24 protein-coding genes are annotated in these 21,838 nt (G+C 68.5%); 11 read left to right on the plus strand and 13 right to left on the minus strand.

Going from position 1 to position 21,838, the window contains the following annotated elements; genetic code table 11:
* Positions 1-9: 9 nt before the first annotated feature.
* From sdhA to AC3EO7_RS30140, 4 genes are all read left to right on the plus strand, one after another.
* Positions 10-1,779, plus strand: a complete 1,770-nt coding sequence (sdhA, locus tag AC3EO7_RS30125; protein WP_431964352.1) for a succinate dehydrogenase flavoprotein subunit — start codon at positions 10-12, stop codon at positions 1,777-1,779.
* Positions 1,779-2,552 (plus strand): succinate dehydrogenase iron-sulfur subunit, encoded by a 774-nt coding sequence (locus tag AC3EO7_RS30130; RefSeq protein WP_357460030.1) that lies wholly within the window; start codon positions 1,779-1,781, stop codon positions 2,550-2,552. Before sdhA ends, AC3EO7_RS30130 begins: the two co-directional genes overlap by 1 nt.
* Positions 2,553-2,729: 177 nt before the next feature.
* Entirely contained in the window at positions 2,730-2,939 is a 210-nt protein-coding gene (locus AC3EO7_RS30135) for a type II toxin-antitoxin system VapB family antitoxin (protein WP_084501563.1), read from the plus strand.
* Entirely contained in the window at positions 2,936-3,370 is a 435-nt protein-coding gene (locus AC3EO7_RS30140) for a PIN domain-containing protein (protein WP_435593059.1), read from the plus strand. The genes AC3EO7_RS30135 and AC3EO7_RS30140 overlap by 4 nt, the downstream gene beginning before the upstream one ends.
* A gap of 1 nt (position 3,371) precedes the next feature.
* On the opposite strand, the gene AC3EO7_RS30145 is transcribed toward AC3EO7_RS30140, so the two are convergent.
* Positions 3,372-4,055 carry a JAB domain-containing protein gene (locus tag AC3EO7_RS30145; RefSeq protein WP_435593060.1) on the minus strand — a complete coding sequence of 228 codons (684 nt, stop codon included), beginning with the start codon at positions 4,053-4,055 and terminating at the stop codon, positions 3,372-3,374.
* 114 nt (positions 4,056-4,169) lie between these two features.
* Between AC3EO7_RS30145 and AC3EO7_RS30150 the strand changes: the two genes are divergently transcribed.
* A complete protein-coding gene (locus AC3EO7_RS30150; protein WP_435593061.1) occupies positions 4,170-5,729 on the plus strand; it encodes an alpha/beta hydrolase in 1,560 nt (519 codons plus the stop codon).
* A 176-nt stretch (positions 5,730-5,905) separates the two neighbouring features.
* Here the strand turns inward: AC3EO7_RS30150 and AC3EO7_RS30155 are convergent, their stop codons facing one another.
* Positions 5,906-6,118 carry a type II toxin-antitoxin system VapB family antitoxin gene (locus AC3EO7_RS30155; protein ID WP_431964343.1) on the minus strand — a complete coding sequence of 71 codons (213 nt, stop codon included), beginning with the start codon at positions 6,116-6,118 and terminating at the stop codon, positions 5,906-5,908.
* A 316-nt stretch (positions 6,119-6,434) separates the two neighbouring features.
* On the opposite strand from AC3EO7_RS30155, the gene AC3EO7_RS30160 reads away from it, so the two are divergent.
* Positions 6,435-7,346: a phenylalanine 4-monooxygenase gene (locus AC3EO7_RS30160; RefSeq protein WP_431964341.1), complete on the plus strand. Its 912-nt coding sequence runs from the start codon at positions 6,435-6,437 to the stop codon at positions 7,344-7,346.
* Between the two features lie 6 nt (positions 7,347-7,352).
* Here AC3EO7_RS30160 and AC3EO7_RS30165 read toward each other — a convergent pair whose 3' ends face one another.
* Together AC3EO7_RS30165 and AC3EO7_RS30170 are read right to left on the minus strand one after the other, a co-directional pair.
* Positions 7,353-7,964: a TetR family transcriptional regulator gene (locus AC3EO7_RS30165; protein WP_431964339.1), complete on the minus strand. Its 612-nt coding sequence runs from the start codon at positions 7,962-7,964 to the stop codon at positions 7,353-7,355.
* Positions 7,954-9,483 (minus strand): MFS transporter, encoded by a 1,530-nt coding sequence (locus AC3EO7_RS30170; RefSeq protein ID WP_435593062.1) that lies wholly within the window; start codon positions 9,481-9,483, stop codon positions 7,954-7,956. Before AC3EO7_RS30170 ends, AC3EO7_RS30165 begins: the two co-directional genes overlap by 11 nt.
* A gap of 186 nt (positions 9,484-9,669) precedes the next feature.
* On the opposite strand from AC3EO7_RS30170, the gene AC3EO7_RS30175 reads away from it, so the two are divergent.
* On the plus strand, positions 9,670-10,977 hold the full coding sequence (locus AC3EO7_RS30175; RefSeq protein WP_435593063.1) for a D-alanyl-D-alanine carboxypeptidase family protein: 1,308 nt from the start codon (positions 9,670-9,672) through the stop codon (positions 10,975-10,977).
* Positions 10,978-11,004: 27 nt separating this feature from the next.
* Here AC3EO7_RS30175 and yhjD read toward each other — a convergent pair whose 3' ends face one another.
* From yhjD to AC3EO7_RS30190, 3 genes are all read right to left on the minus strand, one after another.
* Positions 11,005-12,024, minus strand: coding sequence for an inner membrane protein YhjD (gene yhjD / locus AC3EO7_RS30180; protein WP_435593064.1), 1,020 nt, complete (start codon positions 12,022-12,024; stop codon positions 11,005-11,007).
* 114 nt (positions 12,025-12,138) lie between these two features.
* Entirely contained in the window at positions 12,139-13,170 is a 1,032-nt protein-coding gene (trpS, locus tag AC3EO7_RS30185) for a tryptophan--tRNA ligase (protein WP_431964331.1), read from the minus strand.
* Positions 13,133-14,137 (minus strand): oxygenase MpaB family protein, encoded by a 1,005-nt coding sequence (locus tag AC3EO7_RS30190; RefSeq protein ID WP_435593065.1) that lies wholly within the window; start codon positions 14,135-14,137, stop codon positions 13,133-13,135. Before AC3EO7_RS30190 ends, trpS begins: the two co-directional genes overlap by 38 nt.
* 124 nt (positions 14,138-14,261) lie before the next feature.
* Here AC3EO7_RS30190 and AC3EO7_RS30195 point away from each other — a divergent pair, with 124 nt between their 5' ends.
* Complete coding sequence (locus AC3EO7_RS30195) at positions 14,262-14,897, plus strand: TetR/AcrR family transcriptional regulator (RefSeq protein ID WP_431964327.1); 636 nt, start codon at positions 14,262-14,264, stop codon at positions 14,895-14,897.
* Positions 14,898-14,924: 27 nt separating this feature from the next.
* On the opposite strand, the gene AC3EO7_RS30200 is transcribed toward AC3EO7_RS30195, so the two are convergent.
* From AC3EO7_RS30200 to AC3EO7_RS30210, 3 genes are all read right to left on the minus strand, one after another.
* Positions 14,925-15,416, minus strand: coding sequence for a barstar family protein (locus AC3EO7_RS30200; RefSeq protein WP_435593066.1), 492 nt, complete (start codon positions 15,414-15,416; stop codon positions 14,925-14,927).
* Positions 15,416-15,658 carry a ribonuclease domain-containing protein gene (locus tag AC3EO7_RS30205; protein ID WP_488186298.1) on the minus strand — a complete coding sequence of 81 codons (243 nt, stop codon included), beginning with the start codon at positions 15,656-15,658 and terminating at the stop codon, positions 15,416-15,418. The genes AC3EO7_RS30200 and AC3EO7_RS30205 overlap by 1 nt, the downstream gene beginning before the upstream one ends.
* Before the next feature lie 537 nt (positions 15,659-16,195).
* On the minus strand, positions 16,196-16,975 hold the full coding sequence (locus AC3EO7_RS30210) for an exodeoxyribonuclease III (RefSeq protein WP_435593068.1): 780 nt from the start codon (positions 16,973-16,975) through the stop codon (positions 16,196-16,198).
* A 69-nt stretch (positions 16,976-17,044) separates the two neighbouring features.
* On the opposite strand from AC3EO7_RS30210, the gene AC3EO7_RS30215 reads away from it, so the two are divergent.
* From AC3EO7_RS30215 to AC3EO7_RS30225, 3 genes are all read left to right on the plus strand, one after another.
* A complete protein-coding gene (locus AC3EO7_RS30215) occupies positions 17,045-17,941 on the plus strand; it encodes an alpha/beta fold hydrolase (protein WP_431964319.1) in 897 nt (298 codons plus the stop codon).
* Positions 17,942-18,009: 68 nt separating this feature from the next.
* Positions 18,010-18,297: a hypothetical protein gene (locus AC3EO7_RS30220; protein WP_431964317.1), complete on the plus strand. Its 288-nt coding sequence runs from the start codon at positions 18,010-18,012 to the stop codon at positions 18,295-18,297.
* A complete protein-coding gene (locus AC3EO7_RS30225; protein ID WP_431964315.1) occupies positions 18,294-18,578 on the plus strand; it encodes a helix-turn-helix domain-containing protein in 285 nt (94 codons plus the stop codon). Before AC3EO7_RS30220 ends, AC3EO7_RS30225 begins: the two co-directional genes overlap by 4 nt.
* Positions 18,579-18,692: 114 nt before the next feature.
* Here the strand turns inward: AC3EO7_RS30225 and AC3EO7_RS30230 are convergent, their stop codons facing one another.
* From AC3EO7_RS30230 to AC3EO7_RS30240, 3 genes are all read right to left on the minus strand, one after another.
* Positions 18,693-19,955: an acyl-CoA dehydrogenase family protein gene (locus AC3EO7_RS30230; RefSeq protein WP_435593069.1), complete on the minus strand. Its 1,263-nt coding sequence runs from the start codon at positions 19,953-19,955 to the stop codon at positions 18,693-18,695.
* 28 nt (positions 19,956-19,983) lie between these two features.
* Positions 19,984-20,865: an SDR family oxidoreductase gene (locus tag AC3EO7_RS30235; protein ID WP_435593070.1), complete on the minus strand. Its 882-nt coding sequence runs from the start codon at positions 20,863-20,865 to the stop codon at positions 19,984-19,986.
* 120 nt (positions 20,866-20,985) lie between these two features.
* Positions 20,986-21,813 (minus strand): MaoC/PaaZ C-terminal domain-containing protein, encoded by an 828-nt coding sequence (locus AC3EO7_RS30240; protein ID WP_435593073.1) that lies wholly within the window; start codon positions 21,811-21,813, stop codon positions 20,986-20,988.
* Positions 21,814-21,838: the final 25 nt, after the last annotated feature.

Raw genomic sequence — 21,838 nt, forward strand, 5'->3', positions numbered from 1 at the left:
AGGCCCTCGATGAGTGAATCGCGACCGATTCAGGAACACCGCTACGACGTCGTCATCGTCGGTGCCGGTGGCGCGGGCATGCGCGCGGCGATCGAGGCCGGTCCCCGGGTCCGCACCGCAGTGCTGACCAAGCTGTACCCGACCCGTAGCCACACCGGTGCGGCCCAGGGCGGCATGTGCGCCGCGCTGGCCAACGTCGAAGAGGACAACTGGGAATGGCACACCTTCGACACCGTCAAGGGTGGTGACTACCTGGTCGATCAGGACGCCGCGGAGATCATGGCCAAGGAGGCCATCGACGCGGTGATGGACCTCGAGAAGATGGGTCTGCCGTTCAACCGGACCCCCGAGGGCAAGATCGACCAGCGCCGCTTCGGCGGGCACACCCGCGATCACGGCAAGGCCCCGGTCCGCCGCGCGTGCTACGCCGCCGACCGCACCGGCCACATGATCCTGCAGACGCTGTACCAGAACTGCGTCAAGCACGACGTGGAGTTCTACAACGAGTTCTACGTGCTCGACCTGGTGCTCACCGAGACCGAGCGCGGTCCGGTCGCCACCGGCGTGGTCGCCTACGAGCTGGCCACCGGCGAGCTGCACGTCTTCCACGCCAAGTCGATCGTGTTCGCCACGGGCGGCTCGGGCCGGATGTACAAGACCACCTCGAACGCGCACACGCTGACCGGCGACGGCATGGCGATCGTGTTCCGCAAGGGTCTGCCGCTGGAGGACATGGAGTTCCACCAGTTCCACCCGACAGGTCTGGCCGGCCTCGGCATCCTGATCTCGGAAGCGGTCCGCGGTGAGGGCGGCATCCTGCGCAACGCCTCCGGCGAGCGCTTCATGGAGCGCTACGCCCCCACCATCAAGGACCTCGCGCCGCGCGACATCGTCGCCCGCTCGATGGTGCTCGAGGTGCTCGAAGGTCGCGGCGCCGGTCCGAACAAGGACTACGTGCTCATCGACGTGACCCACCTCGGCGAGGACGTGCTCGAGGAGAAGCTGCCCGATATCACCGAGTTCTCCCGCACCTACCTGGGCGTGGACCCGGTGAAGGAGCCGGTGCCGGTCATGCCGACCTGTCACTACGTGATGGGTGGCATCCCGACCCGTATCCGTGGCGAGGTGCTGCGCAACAACACCGACGTCGTCCCCGGCCTCTACGCGGCGGGCGAGTGCGCGTGCGTCTCGGTGCACGGCTCCAACCGCCTCGGCACCAACTCGCTGCTCGACATCAACGTGTTCGGACGCCGCGCGGGCATCGCCGCCGCGGAGTACGCCCAGCGCACCGAGTTCGTCGACATGCCGGAGAAGCCGGCGCAGATGGTGACCGAGTGGCTGGAGATGCTGCTGTCGGAGCACGGTAACGAGCGCGTCGCCGACATCCGCACCGAGCTGCAGTACACGATGGACATGAATGCCGCGGTGTTCCGCACCGAGGACACGCTCAAGCAGGCCCTCACCGACATCCACGCGCTCAAGGAGCGGTACGCGCGGATCACGGTGCAGGACAAGGGCAAGCGGTACAACAGCGACCTGCTGGAGGCCGTCGAGCTCGGCTTCCTGCTGGAACTGGCCGAAGTCACCGTCGTCGGCGCGCTGAACCGGAAGGAGTCGCGCGGCGGCCACGCCCGCGAGGACTACCCGGATCGCGACGACGTGAACTTCATGCGGCACACGATGGCCTACAAGGAGAGCCCGGAGCTCATCTCCGACATCCGCCTCGACTTCAAGCCGGTGGTGCAGACCCGTTACGAGCCGATGGAGCGTAAGTACTGATGACTGCTGTAGCCGAAGCACCCTCCTCGCAGAAGCCGGCTCCGGTCCCCGAGGGCTCGGTGATGATCACCGTCAAGGTGGCCAGGTTCAACCCGGAGGACGAGAAGGGCGCGCACTGGGAATCCTTCCAGGTGCCGGTCCTGCCGACCGACCGCTTCCTGAACGTGCTCATCTACATCAAGTCCTACCTGGACGGCACGCTCACCTTCCGCCGCTCGTGCGCGCACGGCGTCTGCGGTTCGGACGCGATGCGGATCAACGGCGTGAACCGGCTGGCCTGCAAGGTGCTGATGAAGGACATGCTGCCCAAGGGCGGCAAGTCGCTCACCGTCACCGTCGAGCCGATCCGCGGCCTGCCCGTGGAGAAGGACCTCGTGGTGGACATGGAGCCGTTCTTCGACGCGTTCCGCGCGGTGAAGCCGTACCTGATCACCACGGGTAACGAGCCCACCCGCGAGCGCATCCAGAGCCAGGCCGACCGCGCCCGGTTCGATGACACCACCAAGTGCATCCTGTGCGCCTGCTGCACCACCTCCTGCCCCGTGTACTGGAGCGACGGCAGCTACTTCGGCCCGGCCGCGATCGTGAACGCCCACCGCTTCATCTTCGACAGCCGCGACGAAGCCGCCCGCGAGCGCCTCGACATCCTCAACGACGTCGAAGGCGTCTGGCGCTGCCGCACCACCTTCAACTGCACCGACGCGTGCCCCCGCGGCATCGAGGTCACCAAGGCCATCCAGGAAGTCAAGCGAGCCCTGCTCTTCACCCGCTGATCTCCGGACCCGAACGGATCCACCAGCCAACGGCGAAGGCCGCCACCATCCAAAAATGGTGGCGGCCTTCGCCGTTGGCGCTTCTCCACGACCGGCACGCACCGATCCACGGCAGCGATGGTTACGAACATCTATCGATATTGCTGGGCACACAGCTGGAGATTTATCGTGAGACACATGAAGACCATGATCGACCTCAACGACGAAGCGCTGGCGCTGGCCGCCAAGGAGCTGGGCACGACCACGAAGAAGGACACGGTCAACGCCGCGCTCGAGTTCGTGGCCGATCGCAGGCGACGGATCGAGCAGGTGTTGAACGACCCCTACGGTTTCGGGGTAGGACCGGACATCGACGATCCGGAGATCATGCGCCAGGCTCGCCGTTGACCGAAACGACACCGCTGCGACTCCATCTCGTCGACACCTCGGCGGCCGCCCGGATCAGGCATCCACCGGTACGCAGCGTCATCGCGGGCCTCGTCGCCGATCGCGCCGCCGCGACCTGCGTCACCGTCGACCTCGAGACCGGGTACTCCGGCCGCAACCTCGCCGACGTACAGAACATCGGCCAGCGACGCCGTTCCCTGTACGTGAATCTGCCCATCAACGAAACCATCGCCGACCGCGCCCGCGAGGTTCACCTTCTGATGGCGCGCAGGAATCAACACCGCTCGGCCGGAATCATCGACCTCCTGACCGCCGCTGTGGCCGAGTTCCACGGCGCGGTCCTCGTCCACTACGACGCCGACTTCGAGCACATCGCCGCGGTAACCCGGCAACCACAGGTATGGGTCGTCCCCCAGGGAAGCCTGAACTGACTCATTCGCGGCCGAGGGTGGTTGGGGTGGCGCGGGACCATTGTTCGCCCGCGAGGACGACGTGGTCGAGGAAGCGCAGGCCTACGGTGCGGGCGGCATCGATGAGGAGGGTGGTGGTGCGGCGGTCGTCGAGGCTGGGAGTGGCGGTGCCGGAGGGGTGGTTGTGGACGAGGGCGAAGGCGCGTCCGTCGTGGCGGAGCACGGTGTTGAGGATCTCGCGGATCGGGACGGCGACCTGATCGACCGCGCCTTCGGCGACGAACACCTTCTGCCGCAAGCGATTCTGGGAGTCGCAGACGAGGACGAGGATCCGTTCCACGCGGGCGCCGTCGAACAGCGGCCTGGCGATGCGGACGACGTCGGAGGCGCTTTCCAGGCGCGGCACTGCCTCGGGTTCGGTGCGCGCTCTGCTGCCGAGCTGGAAGGCCGCGCTGATCGCGGCGGCCTTGGCCACCCCGACCCCGGCCCTGCGAAACAGTTCCTCGGGCCGGGCCGCGGCGAGCCCGGGGATGCCGCCGTATTCGGCGAGCAGCTCCGCGGCCAGTTCCAGCGCGCTCTCGCCTCGGCGGCCCTGGCCGAGCAGCAGGGCGAGCAGCTCGCTGTCGCTGAGCGCGGCGGGGCCGACCGCGAGCAGTCGCTCGCGCGGGCGCTGGCCGAAGGGCAGGGCGGCGATCGGTACCGACATCACAATCCCCCTCGAATGCGTTGGAGGATTCGCATCATGCCAGCGGCCACCGACAGGTCGGGTGGGCGCGGTTCGGGCAGAATGAGGGGACAACCGATCTCGGGGGGTAGCCGAATGTCTGGTCGTCGCAAGCACACAGCGGTCCGCGTCGGGCGGACGATCGGCACGGCGGCGCTGTCCGTCCCGGCGACGAGGGCCGGACGAGTCCTCACCGCACTCGCGCTGACCACCCTCGCGGCGTGCGGCGCCGACACCGCGGCGAGCCCAGATCTCGGCAGGTACTACAACCAGCGCGTCGAATTCGGCTCGTGCGCCGGCTATCCGCACGGCGCCGAGCTGACCGCAGGCGGCCTGGAATGCGCGCGGGTGACCGTCCCGCTCGACTACGACGAGCCAGAAGGCGCCACGGCCTCGATCGTGATCTCGCGTCTGCCCGCCCACGGCGAGCGGGTCGCCGCGCTGCTGACCAACCCCGGCGGCCCCGGCTCGCCCGGTCTGGCGATGCCGTTGATGTTCGCGAAAAGCGAGGTGGCGCAACGCTTCGACATGATCGGCGTCGATGTGCGCGGCCTCGGCGCCTCCACACCAAAGGTGGTGTGCCTGACCCCGGAGGAGTTCCAGGCCGAGCGCAACGAACTCGACGTCGACTACTCGGCGGAAGGCATCGCGCAGACCGAGCGCGAGAACCGCGACTACGTCGCGAAATGCGTACAGCGCACGGGTGTCGACGTGCTGGACAATGTCGGAACCCGGAATGTGGCGCGGGATTTCGACATCATCCGCGCGGCGCTCGGCGACGAGAAGCTGACCTACTACGGCGGCTCCTACGGCACCCGCCTCGGCTCCACCTTCGCCGAGATGTTCCCGGACCGCGTGCGCGCCATGGTCTTGGACGGCGGCGTCGACCCGGCCACCGACATGATCGACGTGGTGGCGTTCTCCGCCGGATTCCAGCGAGCCTTCGACACCTATGCCGCCGACTGTGTGAAAGCGCCGGACTGCCCTCTCGGCACCGACCCGGCCCGCGCCACGGAGGCTTTCCGCGCCCTCGTCCTCCCGCTGATCGACCGGCCCGCCGCTACCGCGGACCCTCGCGGTCTCCGCTACCGTGACGCGCTCAGCGGGGTGACCAATTCCCTGTACCACCCGGCGGGCTGGCCCCGCATCACCAAGGGTCTGAGGGAGCTGGCCGGTGGTCATGGCGACACACTGCTGGCCATCGCGGATGTCATCGCGGACGCGAGCACCGTCGAGCGGGATTTGCAGATGGCGGTGTGGTGCCTGGAGGAGAAGCGCGTCACCGACCCCGCGGCGGCCGCCGAGCTGGATCGCAAGTTCCGTGCCGCCGCACCGATTTTCGACGACGGCCGCGCCACCGGTCGAGCTCCGCTCGACGTCTGCGCCTTCTGGCCGGTGCCGCCGAACTCCCAGCCGCACGTCCCCTCCGTGCCGAATCTGCCGAAGGTCGTTGTCGTCTCCGTCACCGGCGATCCGGCCACTCCGCACCAGGGCGGGCAGAACCTGGCCCGCGCGCTCGGCGCCACCCTGGTCACCTACGAGGGCGTGCAGCACGGCGCCTTCGGCCAGGGTGTGGCCTGCGTCGACGAGCCGGTATTGCGTTATCTGGTAGACCTCACCCCACCGCCGGACGGGCTCACCTGCCCGTCGGCCTGAACCATGCCCTCGGCTTCGGAGTCGGATTCGTCGACCTAGGCCACATCGAGCGTCGCGCGCCGCTCCGACCTACCGCGGGCGGAGTCGGCCGACGCACGAGCAAATGGCGTCGAGCGCTACTAGCTGGACGGCCACCCGGCCCGCGAGGGCCTACGGGTGGTCGAGAGTCGGAGGAGCTACGACCGACCGTCGACTACGGCGACGACCTCCGGTGCCGGTAGCGCACAGAGCACCCCCGCCGCCAGCTTCTCCAGATGATGGAGTTGCCGCTCGTGCACCACGATTCGGCGCAACGCCTCGTTGACGGTGGCGTTGCTGTTGGACGTCCCCATGATCTCGGCGGCGGCGGCCAACAGCTTCTGGTCGAGATCGATCCGCACGGTATGCATGCGTCCTCCTTCGTACTTTCGCCATCTTGCGCCATCGCCCTCGCTCATGTCCGGCAAATCGCGTACACACGCCGACATCGACAGCCGGGCACGCAGGCCATTCCACCCCACCGTCACACGGTGGGCACCCGGCCGACGACCGCCGACGGCCGCAGCGAAGGCCGAGCTACGGCACGATTGCCACCGAATCGCCGGCTGCCACTGTTTTCCATGCACGAGGCCGGTAATCGACGGAAACGGCTCGGCCAGCTAGGCAGTGTGTACAGCTGGACGGGCTTTCGTTGTCGGAACGGACAGGCGGTGCTTGCATCGAAGTATGTTCACCGAGGCTCAGCTGTACTCACCGGTCACCCGTACCGGTGACGGCGACGTGACGGTGCACCTGAGCGATGAGCACCCCGGCGTGCACGACCCCGTGTACCGTGCCCGCCGCAATGCCATCGCCGCCCTCGCGCTGGCCTACGCGCCGGGGGAACCCGCACCGAAGATCGACTACACCGACGAAGAACAGCAGGTCTGGCGGATCGTCTCCGCCGAACTGGCCCTCAAGCACCGCACCTACGCTTGCTCGGAGGTGCTGGACGCCACGGCCCGGCTCGACCTGCCCGCCGACCACATCCCACAACTGGACGAGGTGACCGCGGCCCTGGCCCCGCTCACCGGTTTCCGCTATGTCCCCGCCGCGGGGCTCGTGCCGCTGCGCGAGTTCTTCGGCTCGTTCGCCGAACGCGTGTTCCACTCCACCCAGTACATCCGGCACCACTCCGCGCCGCTCTACACCCCCGAACCGGACGCCATCCACGAGATCATCGGGCACGCCAATCAGATCGCCAGCCCGCGCTTCGCCGCCATCTACGAGACCGTCGGCGCGGCGGTCGCCAGGCTGACCACCGAGACGGCGCTGAAGTTCCTCGCCGATGTGTTCTGGTTCTCGATGGAGTTCGGCGTCGTACGCGAGCGGGGCGAAATCCGCTGCTACGGCGCGGGATTGTTGTCCTCCTACGGCGAGCTGGACGAGTTCCGGCACGCCGAGCTGCGGCCGCTCGACGTGGTCACGATGGGGACCGCTGTCTACGACATCACCCACTACCAGCCGATTCTCTACTGCGCCGAGTCGATCTCGGAGATCGAGGACGTGATCGGCGTCTTCTTCGCCGAGATGGACGACGACACTCCCCTGCGCGCGCAGCACGACAAGAAGCGCCCGTCGGTGGCCGGGGCGAGCTGAACCGGGCTATTCGGCAGGTCGGCCGAGCGGAAGACCAGCTTCGAGGAAGTCCATCGCACGCCCGAGGTTCGTCGCGTTGACCGGCGCGCGCAGCGAAATGGCGATGCCAACACCGGCGATCGCACCGGCCATCACCCGAACCTCGAAATCGTCGGCGGGGCGGCCGACGTATTCGGCGATCAGTTCGACGACCATCTCGATGCTGCGCTCGAGCTCGATGCCGATAGCGGCGCGCAACTCGGGGACGTGGTAGAGCAGAGCTTGGCGCTCCTGTTCGAAGGCCAGGTCCTCGGGTGCCAGGGTGGTGAGCGCCGCGCCGATCGCATTGCGGAAGGCACGGATCGGGGGAAGACCGCGCGGCTGGTTGCGAACCTCCTCGATCAGCACGGGATCGAGATCATCGGCGATGACCAACTGCTCCTTGGTCGGGAAGTAGCGGAAGAAAGTGCTCGGCGAGACGTCGGCCGCCGCGGCGATCTGCTCGATGGTGGTCTCGCTGTAGCCCTGCTCGCGGAACAGCCGGAACGCCTCGGTGCGAATCGTCCGCCGAGTCCGCTCCTTCTTGCGCTCCCGCAGTCCCGGCGCCACGACACCTTCACCCGTTGCATCAACCGACATGTGTCGATTCTGACTCATCGCGCGGCGCTGCGACGGCAGGTGTGTCCACCGGCGCCGGCGCGCGGCGCGGCAACACCCGCAGCGCCAGCGGTACCGACACCGCGCAGACGGCCGCGCAGACCCACAGCATCAGGCTCATCCCGCCGACGAACGCCGACTGAACCTGCGCGAGCGCATCGGCGCTTCCGCTCACCTTCGCGGCGGCCGCCCCACTGCTCACCCCGTCGTCGTAGGGTGCGACGTTCAGCGCGCCGAGTTCGGCCCGGTACCGGGTGACCAGCACGGTGCCGAGCAGGGCGACGCCGATGGTGCCCGCCGCCTGCCGCAACGCCTGCAACAGCGCGGATCCGACACCGGCCCGCGCGACGTCCAGATCGTCGATCGCGACCGCCATCGCGACCGGCATCGCCATGCCCATGCCCGCGCCGACCAGCGTGATCCAGCACGCGGTGAACCAGTAGGCGGTGTCGACCTCGGTCAGCGCACCCCAACCCAAGCCGATGGCGAGCAGCGCCAGCCCCGCCGTGATCACCATCCGCGATCCCGCCTTCGACAGCAGCCGATCGCCCAGCCGCGCGCCGACGACCAGGCCGCCGATCATCGGCAGCAGCCGCAGTCCGCTGCCGAGCGCGTCGGCGCCGAGCACCTCCTGGTAGTACTGCGGCACCGTGAAGAACATGCCGAACATCGCGAAGGTGATCAGCACGGCGAACACCGCACCCCAGCGAAAACCGTTGCTGCCGAACAGCTCGAGATCGATCAGCGGATGGCGGCCACGCCGCTGCCACAGCAGGAACGCCGCCGCGGTGACCGCGCCGCAGGCGAGCGCCACCCAGGCCAACGGGTCGCCCCAGCCCTGTTCGCCGAAGCGGATGAAACCGTAGGTGACGCCGAGCATGCCGAGCATCGACAGCAGCACACCCGGCAGATCGAGCGGAAGCCGTTGCGGGTTGCGCGATTCCGGCACCAGCGCGGCCACCGCCGCCGCGCCCGCCACCACCAACGGAACGTTGATCAGGAAGACCGAGCCCCACCAGAAGTTGTCGACGAGCCAGCCGCCGAGCACCGGCCCCAGCGGCAGGCCGAGCGAGGTCGCGGTGACCCAGATCGACATGGCGCGGGCGCGCTCCCGCTGCTCGGGAAACAGCACCGGCAGTACCGCCATGGACAGCGGAATCATGGCCGCGGCGGCGATGCCGAGCACCACCCGCGCCGCGATCAGCTGGCCGGAGGTGTCCGCGAAGGCACAGGCCAGCGAGGCCAGGCCGAACAAGACCAGGGCGGCGAGCAGGATCCGCTTGCGGCCGTAGCGGTCGCCGAGCGCGCCCGCGGGCAGCATGAAGGCCGCGAGCGCCAGCGTGTAGGCGGAGCTGAACCATTGCAGCGCACCGGTATTCGCGTTCAGGTCGACGGCGAGGGTGGGCAGCGCGACGGTCAGGACGGTCACGTCCAGGCCGATGGTCAGCATGGCGAGCGCCAGCGCGCCGAGCGCGAACCACCGCCGGGAATCCACGTTCACAATCCCTCCAGAAAATGGAAGTTACTACTTTTTGATAGTAGCACTCATTTCATGGTCGCTGTCAATACTCGGTGATCAACGGCCTTCGCGCGGCCATACCGGCTATATGTGCGTCCGCCCTCGTCCCGGCCAGGTGCGGGCCGATTGGCGGCCCTCGGTCGACCGCGGCGGTTACGCTCGCTCCCGATGAAGATCCCGCGTCCTCGCCACCACGCCACGCGCCGCCTCACCGGCGCGCTGGCCGCTGCCGCACTGCTCGGCGGCCTGATCGCGACGCCTGCTCTCGCGGCGCCGCCCACCCCGACCACCACACCGTTCACCACACCGAACACGGACAACTGCCCGCAGAAGACCATGCCGCCCGCGCCGATCGATGCCTCCGAGACGCCCGCGCCCGGAAAACCGACACCCGCACCGCTATCGGTTCCCGTGCCTCCGGTGGGCGGCACCAGGATGGGCGAGTGCGGCGTGGTGCTGCCGAAGGGCGCGCCGCCCGCGCCGCGGGACATCTCCGCGACCGCCTGGGTGGTGTCGGATCTCGATACCGGCGCGGTGCTCGCCGCCAAGGACCCGCACGGGCGCTACCGCCCGGCGAGCACCATCAAGGTGCTGCTGGCTACCGTCGCACTGCGCGCGCTGAAGCTGGACACGGTGGTCACCGGCACCCAGGAGGACGCGGACGTCGACGGCACCCGCGTCGGCGTCGGCCCCGGCGGGCAGTACACCAACCTGCAGCTCTTCCAGGCGCTGATCATGGCCTCGGGCAACGACGCGGCGCATGCGATCGCGGCCCAGCTCGGCGGCGACGAGGCGACCGTGACCAAGATGAACCAGCTGGCGAAATCGTTGTACGCCTTCGATACTCGCGCGGCCACACCATCCGGCCTGGACGGGCCTGGCATGAGCACCTCGGCCTACGACCTGTCAGTGCTGTTCCGCGAGGCGATGACCATCCCGCTGTTCGCCGAGTTGATCCAGACCGAACAGATCGACTTCCCTGGCTATCCCAAGAATCCGAAGATCCCGAACGACCCCGACCACCCCGGCTTCGCGGTCGGCAACGACAACCACCTGTTGTACAACTACGAGGGCGCGCTCGGCGGCAAGACCGGCTACACCGACGACGCCAGGCAGACCTTCGTCGGGGCCGCGCAACGCGACGGGCGCAGGCTGGCGGTCACCCTGCTGCAAGCCGAGGTACGCCCGATACGGCCGTGGGAGCAGGCGGCCAGGCTGCTCGACTACGGTTTCGCGCTGCCGCGCGGCACCGAGGTCGGCCGGCTGCCGAACCACGAGCCGAACCACCAGACGGACGAGGCCGAACCCACTGCGGCACTGGCCACTCCGCCGGGCGCGGAAGGCGGCGACGTGCTCGCGAGCCCGCAGCGCGAGCGCGACCACGTGGGCACGCGCACGCTGGTGATGGTCGGCGGCCTCGCACTGATCCTGTTCCTGCTGCTCAAGGCGCGGCGCGTCAATCGCCAACGCCGCTGAGCCGGAATCGATCCGGCGCGGGCGAGCTCAGCGACGCCTGCGCAAGGTCGCCAGCCCGAGGGCAGCCAGCGCGCCCGCGCCGAAGTAGGCCGCGCCGCTGCCGAACGCCCCGGCGGTGTTGACGACGCGGGGCCGGATGACGGCCGCCGTAGCGGGCGGGGCGACCTCGGGCTCGTTCTCGGAAGCGGTGGCGGCCCATGCCGTCGCGAACAGGATGATGCGATAGGTGATGTAGCTGAACACCATCAGACCGATGATCGACCCGAAGGCCGCGCCCGCCGGACTGCGCAGCACGATCTGCAGGTAGATCGATGCGACGAACTTGAAGACCTCGAAGGCCAGCGCGGCGAGCAACGCGGCCTTCGCGGCGCTGGCCAGCGTGACGGGCTCGCGCGGCAGCCGCGCGATGATCCACGCGAACACCGCCCAGCTCGCCAGCAGCGCGAACAGGATCGACAGCAGCGTCAACAGCAGCCGGGCGCCGGGCAACTCGTCCAGACCGTAGCGCGCCAGCAACTGGGCGCCCAGATTGCTGGAGCCCAGCGCCGAAAGCCCGAGCGACACCACGAAGGCCAGGCCGAGCCCGATCAGCGCGCCGAGGTCGGAGATCTTGGTGCGCAACCAGTTGCCTTCCTCGTGCTTCTGCTCCCACTGCTCGGTGAGCGCGGCGCGCAGATTCGCCATCCAGCCGAGTCCGGCGTACAGACCGGCGAGCAGGCCGAGCACACCGACCGTGCCGCGGGAACGAACGGCCTGATCGATGAGCCCGTTGAGCTGGGTGCCCAGCTCGCCGGGGATGTTCTCGACGATCTTGTCCTGAAGTTCTCGGAACAGCTCCTCGTTGCCCGCCAGTACGAAGCCGGCGACCGCGAACGCCACCATCAGCAACGGAAACAGCGACAGCACGGTGAAATACGTGATCCCGGCCGCGTAGTAGTCGCCGCGCTGGCGCTGGTAGCGGCCGCCGGTCCGGATCAGATGATCCAGCCAGGGCCGCGCCTGCACACGATGTTCGATCCCGGCCTTGACGTTGTCGATCGCCTGCACGTGCTCGCCCCTTCGACACCCGATGAACGCGGCCGGGCGCGGTCCGTCACCGGCTCGCGCACAGCCGAAGCGAAGGCGGAATCACGCCCGGCCCTCGCAAGCGTCGTACCCGAGCTAGCGGGCCAGGAAACCCACCCGGTCGTAGACCTGTGCGAGAGTGTTGCCGGCGATCTCCCGCGCCCGCTCCGCACCGGCTGCGAGGATACGGTCGAGTTCGCCTTTGTCCGCCAGATACTCTTCCACCTTGGCGCGCAAGGGCGTGACAAATTCCACCAGCGCGTCGGCAACGTCGGATTTCAGGTCGCCGTAGCCCTTGCCCTCGTAATCCTTCTCCAGCGTGACGATCGGCGTTCCGCCCAGCGAGCTCAGAATGACCAGAAGGTTGCTGACGCCCGGTTTCACCTCCGGGTCGTAGCGGATCTCGCGCTCGGTGTCGGTGACCGCGGAGCGGATCCGCTTGGCGGTGATCTTCGGGTCGTCGAGCAGGTTGATCAAGCCCGCGTCGGTGGCGGCCGACTTGCTCATCTTGGCGGTCGGGTCCTGCAGGTCGTAGATCTTCGCGGTGCCCTTGACGATGTGCGCCTCCGGCACCACGAAGGTCTTCTTGAAGCGAGTGTTGAAGCGCTGCGCCAGGTTTCGGGTCAGCTCCAGATGCTGGCGCTGATCCTCGCCGACCGGCACCTGGTGCGGGCGGTAGAGCAGGATGTCGGAGGCCATCAGCACGGGATAGGTGAACAGGCCGACGGTGGCGTTCTCCGCGCCCTGCTTGACCGACTTGTCCTTGAACTGGGTCATCCGGCTGGCCTCGCCGAAACCGGTGATGCAGCTGAGGACCCAGGCCAGCTCGGCGTGCTCGGGCACCTGACTCTGCACGAACAGCGTCGACTTCTTGGGGTCGATGCCGATCGCCAGCAGCTGCGCCGCCGCGGCCCTGGTGCGCGCCCGCAGTTCCTTCGGGTCCTGCGGGACCGTGATGGCGTGCATGTCCGGGATGAAGTACAGCGCGTCGTAGTCGTCCTGCATGGTGACCCAGTACTGCAGCGCCCCAAGGTAGTTGCCCAGGTGGAACGAGGAGCTGGTCGGCTGGATCCCGGACAGCACGCGCTGTTTACGCTCGGCGGCCGGGGCTGGTGCGGGACTCGACATGCCCCCGATCTTTCCATGGGAGTCCAGCGGAATTTCGAGCCGCCCAGTTGCGCGGGTCGACGCCTGGCATGCTCGGCCTGCCGGTCCGCGTGAGCCTGCGCTCGCGGTCGGAGACCAGCCGATAGACCGGGCCGCTCGGACCGGCGAGCGTGCCGCGCAGCACCCTGGGGGCGAGCGGCGGCGCGAAGTGCGCGGTGCGCACACCGCCCGCCAGCGCGCGGAAGGCGAGCTCGTCGGCCGTTCCCCAGCGCATGCCGTACATGGCGCGGATGCGCGGCGGCAGACTGCCCTGCACCAGCAGGAAGAACGCCGATGCGACCTGCTGCAACGGCGCACGCTGCGGATACGGGACGCGCTGACCCGCCAGATATGACCCGACCAACCGGGCCTCGTCGGTGAGGAACAGCTCGTCGGAGGCTAGGTAGCCGTCGAAGTAGCGGCGGAAGGCCGGATAGTCGGCGGGCGCGGCGTCGCGGGGCATGCCGAACAGCTCCGCCCAGCGCACGTAGTCCTGGTACAGCCCCGCACGCTCGCCGTCGGTCAGCCTGCGGACCAGCAGGTCGTACATCACCTCGGCGGAATCGAAGGTGAACGCCATGGTCATGAACATCAGGTGCGGATCGAGGGCCGAGTACGACGCTCCCGCCGGATGGTGCGGCCCGGCGTCCTCGGGCAGCTCGCCGACGACCCTGGCATGCTTCTTGGTGGTGAAAGCCAGCGCCCGATCCGCCTCCTCCTTGCTGCCGAGGAAGACGGCCTCGAACAGTTTCCCGGTGAGCGCCAGCCGGGTGTAGGGCGTGCCGCGGCGCTCGGTGTTCTCGGCCGTCCCGACGTAGAGCCGTGGGTGCACGGCGCCGATCACCAGCGCCCGCTGTCCGTAGGTGAGGCCGACCGCGCGCTTGCTCATGACGCGTCGCGCCATGGAGTTGTCGGCGAAGTATCCGGGCTGGGACGAGTGTGCGGACATCGTTGTCTCCTCATCGAAGGTCCCGGCCCGAGCCGAAACCGACAGCATCTGGCAATAGAATCCTCCAGATCAAACCTTCTGGCAATACTCAATGCCAGAATTGTGTCCGTGCCAGAATCGTGCTGTGACAGCGCAGCGGACCTACGGCGGCGTCTCCGCCGACCAACGCCGGGCACAACGGCGCACCGCACTGCTGGACGCCGCACTCGAGATCATCGGCGTCCACGGCCTGGCCAAGCTCACCGTCTCCGGGCTGTGCGCGCAGGCCGGGCTCAACGAGCGGTACTACTACGAGAACTTCGACAGCCGCGACGCCGTGCTCACCGCGCTGACCGACCGGATCGCCGAGGAACTGGCGATCGCGATCCTGGAGAGCCTGCGCGGCGCGCCGGACGAATCGCGCGCCAAGGCACACGCCGCCATCGCCGCGGGCATCCATGTGCTCACCGACGATCCGCGCAAGGCCAAGGTCGCGCTGGTCGCGGGCATGGCCACACCGGAGCTGCGGGCCAGGACCACCGAGACGATCCGGGTCTTCGCGCGCATGGTCGCCGCCGAGGGCATCGACTTCTACGGCATCACCGATCCCGAACCGGATCCCGCCATCTTCTTCCGCGCGACCTACCTGGTCGGCGGGCTGGTGCAGACGTTGACCACGTGGCTGCAAGGCGAACTGCCCCTCACGAAAGAGGAGCTCATCGACCACACCACGGACGTGTTCGTCCTGCTCGGCGAGGACCTCGCGCGCCGCTTGGGGTGACCGCGCCGCTCGGGTGACGCGGGCCGATCAGGCCATGGTCAGCGCGACGACCTCGGGAGAGAACGGTGCGCTCTGATAGACCACGCGGAACGCGACGTCGCGCCGCGCCCAGTAGTCGGCGCACTCACGCATCGCCTGCTCGAACCAGTCCCGCTCGTCGGGCTGATCGGCGAGCAGCGCGTCGGCATCGCGCACCACGGCGACGTAACCGCTCGCCTCCCCGACGAAATCGTCCAGGTCGCGCAGGCATTCGTCGAAGGCGTCCTTGTTGGCGCCGAAGTAGTACGGGAACTGGAAGGCCGCCGCCCACTCGTCGAAGACGCCTCCGGTGCCGCGCATCTTGCGCCCGCGCAACTCGCGCACCAGGTACCCGGCGGGCGCTCGGTAGCGGACCTCGCTCAGTTCCGGCGCGTCGACGGGCAGCGCGCCGAGCACCGGCTCGGACCTGCCGCCCGGTGTGGAAGGCGCGCCGTCGCCGGTGCGGGCGAGGAACCGCGAGAGCGGAACCGGACGTGGCATCAGCGCATCCTCGTGAAGGTCTCGTAGTGGTCGCCGGTGTACCAGGCCGTGCCGTCGCTGCCGGTGACGATGCGTTGGGCGTCGCGGGAGCGGTTGCGCTGCTTGGGATTGACGTCCCACTCCTGATAGGTGATCGACCCGCCCGTGGCGTCGGTGCGCGGCAACGTGCCCTCCCGATTCATCCAGCGCTCGCCGCCTTTGGTGCCTGGCGCGTTTCGCCGAATCCGGCCAGCGGCGCGCATCGATCTCGGCCAACGTGACGTAGGCGCGGTCCGGAACGCCCTGTGCCCGGCTCGGCGAAGCCGTGACCGCGGCGGGCGGGAAGGCCGTCGGACGCGCGGAGACGTTCGAGGCGGTCGCCGTGGCGCGGGTCGTCGCGGTGGCCGAGCCCGCCGTGCGGTCGGTGTAGGAGCCGCCGCGCGACGTGAGCACCGCGAGCAACAGAACCACCGCCACCGCGCCGAGCGCCGCCAGCGCCCGAATCACCTTGTTGCTCATGCCCTCACCTCCATGACGCCCGGCCCCGGCATGCGCGAAGCGCGCTGGCACACGACTCGCTCACTCCGCTCGCTCATGCCTGCACCTCGCTGACACCCGGCTCCAGCATCCGCGAAGCGCGCTCGCACACGACTCGCTCACCCCGCTCGCTCATGCCTGCACCTCGCTGACACCCGGCTCCAGCATCCGCGAAGCGCGCTCGCACACGACTCGCTCACCCCGCTCGCTCATGCCCTCACCTCACTGACGCCCTGCTCCCGCATGCGCGAAGCGATGTTCGTTCATCGGTACTGCACCGTGACCGGAGCGTGGTCGGACCAGCGCTGATCGTAGGCGGCGGCCCGCTCGACGACGGCCTGCTTGACGCGGCCGGGCAGCTCCCCGCGCGCCAGCTGGTAATCGATGCGCCAGCCGGAATCGTTGTCGAAGGCACGGCCGCGGTAGGACCACCAGCTGTAGGGCCCGTCGACGCCGGGGTGCAGCTGACGCACCACGTCGACATAGCCCGCGGCGATCAGCTCGTCGATCCAGGCGCGTTCCTCGGGCAGGAACCCGGCCGACTTCAGATTGCCCTTCCAGTTCTTCAGGTCGCGTTCGGTGTGCGCGATGTTCCAGTCGCCGCTGACCACGAAGTCGCCGGCGCGGGTCTTCAGGTAGGCGCCGAACTCGGCCATGAACCGGTACTTCTCGTCCTGGCGCGCGGTGCCCGCGTCACCGGAGTGCACGTACACGCTGGCGACGGTCAGCTCGTCGAATTCGGCCTCGAGGTAGCGCCCGGAGGTACCGAACTCGGCGCTGCCGAATCCGATCCGCACCGCCTTCGGCTCCCGCCTGGACAGGATGCCGACACCGGCCCTGCCCTTGGATTCGGGCTCCGCGTGCGCCAGCCACCAGCCGTCGGCCAGCGCGGGCGCCAGCGCGGCGCGGGTCTGCTCGTCGGTGGCGCGGGTCTCCTGCAGGCAGACGATGTCGGCCTCGGTGGTCGCGAGCCACTCGAGCATGCCCTTGCCCGTGGCAGCTCGGACGCCGTTTACGTTGACCGTGGAGATGATGTAGGGCACGCAACGACCGTACAATGCTGGTCAGAGATATCGCCCCCGGACACCGCCGTCCAGGAAGGGGTGCTGACGATGACGTCCGACACCTCCAAGTCCCCGGCCGCCGCCCCGCGCTCCGACCGATCGCGAACCGCCGCCCGCGCGGCCGACAAACGGATCAAGGCATTGCACCTGGGTTCCGGTGATCCGCTGCTGCTGTTGCACGGCTTCATGCTCTCGCCGCACTGCTGGGAACGCACGGCGGACCGGTTGTCCTCACACTGCGAGGTGTACGCCCCCGCTCTACCAGGTCACTGGGGTGGCCCGCCCGCCGAGGGCAAACTGGTCGGCGTCGCCACGCTGGCCGACGCGGTCGAAGCTCAGCTCGACGAATTGGGTTGGCGCACCTGCCATATCGCGGGCAACTCGCTCGGCGCCTGGGTCGGCATCGAGCTCGCCCGCCGCGGCCGGGCCCGCACGCTGACGCTGATCGCGCCCGCCGGTGGCTGGAATGTCCCCTCGATCACCCAGTTCCGGGTAGGGCTGAAGTTCCTTTCGATGATTCCGCTCGTCCGAATCGGCAGGCGGCTGGGCGATTTCGCCACCGACAACGTCATCCCGCAGCGTTTCGCGCTGTTCCTGTTGAGCAAGCACGCCTCCGCGGTGCCGCGCCGCGAGATCGCCAACGTCCTGCGCGCCGCGCTGAACTGCACCGCGATGCTGCCGATGATCGTGGGCGCCCTGCGCGCCCCCGCTCTGGCCGACCTGTCCGACCTGACCACCCCGGTCCGCCTGCTGCTCTCCGAGTACGACCGCATCATCCCGAACCGCGTCTACGCCCGCCGCTACCTGAAGGAACTCCCCGACTCCGCCGACCGCATCGTCGTCAACGGCGTCGGCCACGTCCCCATGCTCGAAGCCCCCGACCGCATCGCCACCCTCATCGCCGAACACGTCTACGCCAGCCGCAACCACCTACGCGCGGTCTGAGCGCGCAGAGGTACGGGCGGCAACCCACGATCGCAAGTCCCATCACACAGATGTGATAACCCCAGGTAATGCTGTGCGCGATCGAGATCGAGCCCGAGGTTCGCTCGTTCCTGGCTGGATTGTCACCGACCGATCTCGCTCGCGCCGACTTCGCCGCCGGACTTCTCGCCGCATATGGCCCTGAACTCGGCGAACCGTATTGCCGCTACCTCGGCGACGGGGTGGCGTTTCAAAAGACGAAACAACGGGAGACAGCCCAGATCGACCGCGCGAAAATGGCCCGCAAGCTGTGCGAATCGGCGCACACCGAACCGGCGCGCTTGACCTTCGACCCAACAGGAGGCACCGAATCATGACCAGCCAGAAGGAATTCGATGCGCACCTCGAGGCGACCCGTGCCACCGCTGAATACCAGGCAGCCGCCCGCGCCTACGCGCTCGCGCACGAACTCGGCCGCCAGATCCGCGAAGCTCGTGAAGCACGCGGGTGGTCGCAAACCGAACTGGCGACCCGCGCCGGTATGCGCCAACACGCCGTGAGCCGACTCGAGGCCGGGGACGTGGTGCCGACGATCACCACCCTCGAACGGATTGCCGCCGCCCTCGAAACCGAGCTGTCGGTGTCGCTGGCGGCATAGGAGAACCCCGCCTGGACTCAGGCCGAACCCATCTGTAAGCGGTCCAGCCGTCCTCACTCACCCTCCGCACGCCGCACACAGGCGGGTTCCTATGCGGGGCGTGTGCGGGAAATGTCAGCGGGACAGGAGGGCCTTGGCGATGTGGGTTACCTGGATTTCGTTGGAGCCCGCGTAGATCATGAGGGATTTGGCGTCGCGGGCCAGTTGTTCGACGCGGTATTCGGTCATGTAGCCGTTTCCGCCGAAGAGCTGGACCGCTTCCATCGCCACGTCGGTGGCGGCTTCGGAGCAGTAGAGCTTCATGGCGGACGCTTCGGCGAGAGTCGGCGGCTTGCCCGCACGGCCGCGCTCGAGCGCGTTGAACACCATGTTCTGCACGTTGATCCTGGCGATCTCCATCTTGGCCAGCTTGAGCTGGACCAGCTGGAAGCGCCCGATCTCCTGGCCCCACAGCTTGCGGCTCTTGGCGTACTCGAGGCACAGCCGGTGGCATTCGTTGATGATGCCGAGCGCCATGAACGCCACGCCGATGCGTTCGGCGGTGAAGCTGGAGCGCGCGGACTCGCGGCCGTCGCCGCCCTTGTGCTCCTCGGTCTCGCCGAGCAGCCGGTCCCGGCCGACGCGCACGTTGTCGAAGAACAGCTCACCGGTCGGCGAGGCGTGCAGGCCCATCTTCTTGAACGGCTTGCCCTGGCTGAGGCCTTCCATGCCCTTGTCGAGGACGAAGGTCAGCACCTTGCGCTCGCGCTTGTCCACCGAATCTCCCTCATCGAGCTTCGCGTAGACGATCATCACGTCGGCGAAGGGACCGTTGGTGATGAAGGTCTTCTGGCCGTTGAGGAGATAGTCCTCGCCGTCGCGCTTGACGTAGGTCTTCATGCCGCCGAACGCGTCCGAGCCCGAATCCGGTTCGGTGATCGCCCAGGCCGCGACCTTCCGCATCGTCACGATGTCCGCGAGCCAGCGCTCCTTCTGCGCCAGCGTGCCGCGCGACATGATGGTGGTCGCGCCGAGCCCGATGCTGACCCCCATCGCGGTGACCAAACCCATACAGACACCGGACAATTCGCTGATCAGCACCGCCATCAGCGACTCCTGGCCACTGAACGGACTACCGCCGGAACGCTTCTCGCTCTTCTCCGGCGCGGCCGCACCGGCGGCGAGCGCCTCCTCCCTGGCCCGCTGCTTGGCGAGCAGCTTCTCGACCGCCTCGCCGCCCATCGCGTCGATACCGAACTCGCTGAACAGCTTCCGGATGATCGGATACGGCAGCATCTCGCCGCTGTCGAGCGCGTCCAGGTGCGGGCGGATCTCCTTGTCGATGAAGGTGCGCACCGCGTCGCGGACCATCACATCGGTCTCGGACCATTCGAACATCGTCGTTCTCCTTTCTGGCGGCCCAGCCTCAGGGCAGCCGAGCGGCGATGTCGTCGACGAGCCAGGGGCCCTCGGTCTCGATCGTCTTCACGTCGTGCCAGCCCGCCAGCTCGGAGATGGCGCCGCCCTGCACCGCGAACACCTTGCCGGTGATCGGGCACTTGTCCGAAGCCAAGTATGCGACCAACGGGGAGATATTGGCGGGGCTGAAGGCATCGAATCCACCCGCTTCCTCGGCGGCCTCGGCCTCGGCCGCCATCATCTCGCCCATGCCGGGGGTGGCGAGGGTGAGCCGGGTCCGCGCGATCGGCGCGATCGCGTTCACCCGCACGCCGTAGCGGGCGAGTTCGTCGGCGGCGACAAGGGTCAGCGCGGCGATGCCCGCCTTGGCTGCGCCGTAGTTGGCCTGGCCCGCGTTGGGGACGGTGGTGCCCGACGCGGACGCCGTGTTGACCACGGCCGCGTTGGGCTGGTTGCCCGCCTTGCTCTGCTCTTTCCAGTACGCCGCCGCGTGGTGCAGCACCGCCGCGTGGCCCTTCAGGTGCACCGCGATCACCGCGTCCCACTGGGCTTCGTCCATGCCCGCGACGAACGCGTCGCGCAGGATGCCCGCGTTGTTGACCACGATGTCCAGGCCGCCCAGCTCCGACACCGCCTGCTGGACCAGGTTGCGCGCGCCCTCCCAGGAGGCGATGTCATCGGTGTTGGCGACCGCCTTGCCGCCCGCCGCGACGATCTCCTCGACCACCTGCTGGGCCGGGCCGGAATCGGTCCCCTCGCCCGCGTTGCTGCCGCCGAGGTCGTTGACGACGACGCGCGCGCCCTCGCTCGCGAACAGCAGCGCGTGCTCGCGGCCGATCCCCCGGCCCGCGCCGGTGATGGCGGCGACCTTTCCTTCCAATGCGCCCATCTGTGCGTCTCCTGTGCTGTGGTCTCGCCCGCCGGACAGGGCGAGGTGTGATGAATGGGGTGTCGGCTCGCGCCGAACGAAAGAGCGGCCCGCGGCGGTCCGAGCCGCGGGCCGCTCGGCTCAGTCGGCGATCTCGGCGAGGCCGTCGCTCAACACGACGTCCGTGCCGCGCACCGTCTCGAAGGCGTAGGTGGTGACGCCGTCGGCGGCGCCCACCTTCCAGATCCGGGTCTCCAGGTCGTCGCCGGGGAAGACCATCTTGGCGAAGCGCACCGCGAAGCGGCGCAGCCGGTGCACGTCCGAGCCCGCGGCCTCGGTGAGCACCGCCCACGACGCGAACGCCATGGTGCACAGACCGTGCGCGATGATGCCGGGCAGCCCGGCGTCCTTGGCGACCTGATCGTCCAGATGCAGCGGCACCGGATCGCCGGAAGCCGATGCGTAGCGGAAGGTCTGGTCGTGGTCGACGTGCTGAGCCACGACGGCGAACGGCTCGGTGCCGCGCAACGACTCGTCGAACTTGTGCGCGTGCGCGGCCTGCCCGACGGTCTTGCCCGCGTCGATGTTCCGGAAGAACGCGGTCAGATACTGCTCGTTGACCAGTTCCCCGTCCACGTCACGGCATTCGACGAGAATGGTGATCGTGCTGCCGTTGGACTTGCTCGCGTAGCCGACCGCCTTGGCCCGGGTGACCAGCTCGTCGCCCGGCCGGATGGCGCGGTGGAAGTGGAAGTCCTGCTCGCCGTGCACGACCCGGCCGAAGATGTCCATCGGCGCCACATCGATCACCGGCATCATCATGGCCTCGAAGACCGGGACGATGCCGAACACCGGCGAGGCGACCTCGCCCGCGCGGTGCGCCGCGATGGGATCGTTGGTCGCCGCGGCGTATTCGGCGATCCGCTTGGCGGTCACCGAGAAACGTTCCTCGTCGCACCAGGTTTCCAGTCCCGCGTCGTCGGATTCGACAAGA

Source organism: Nocardia sp. bgisy118, assembly GCF_057708605.1.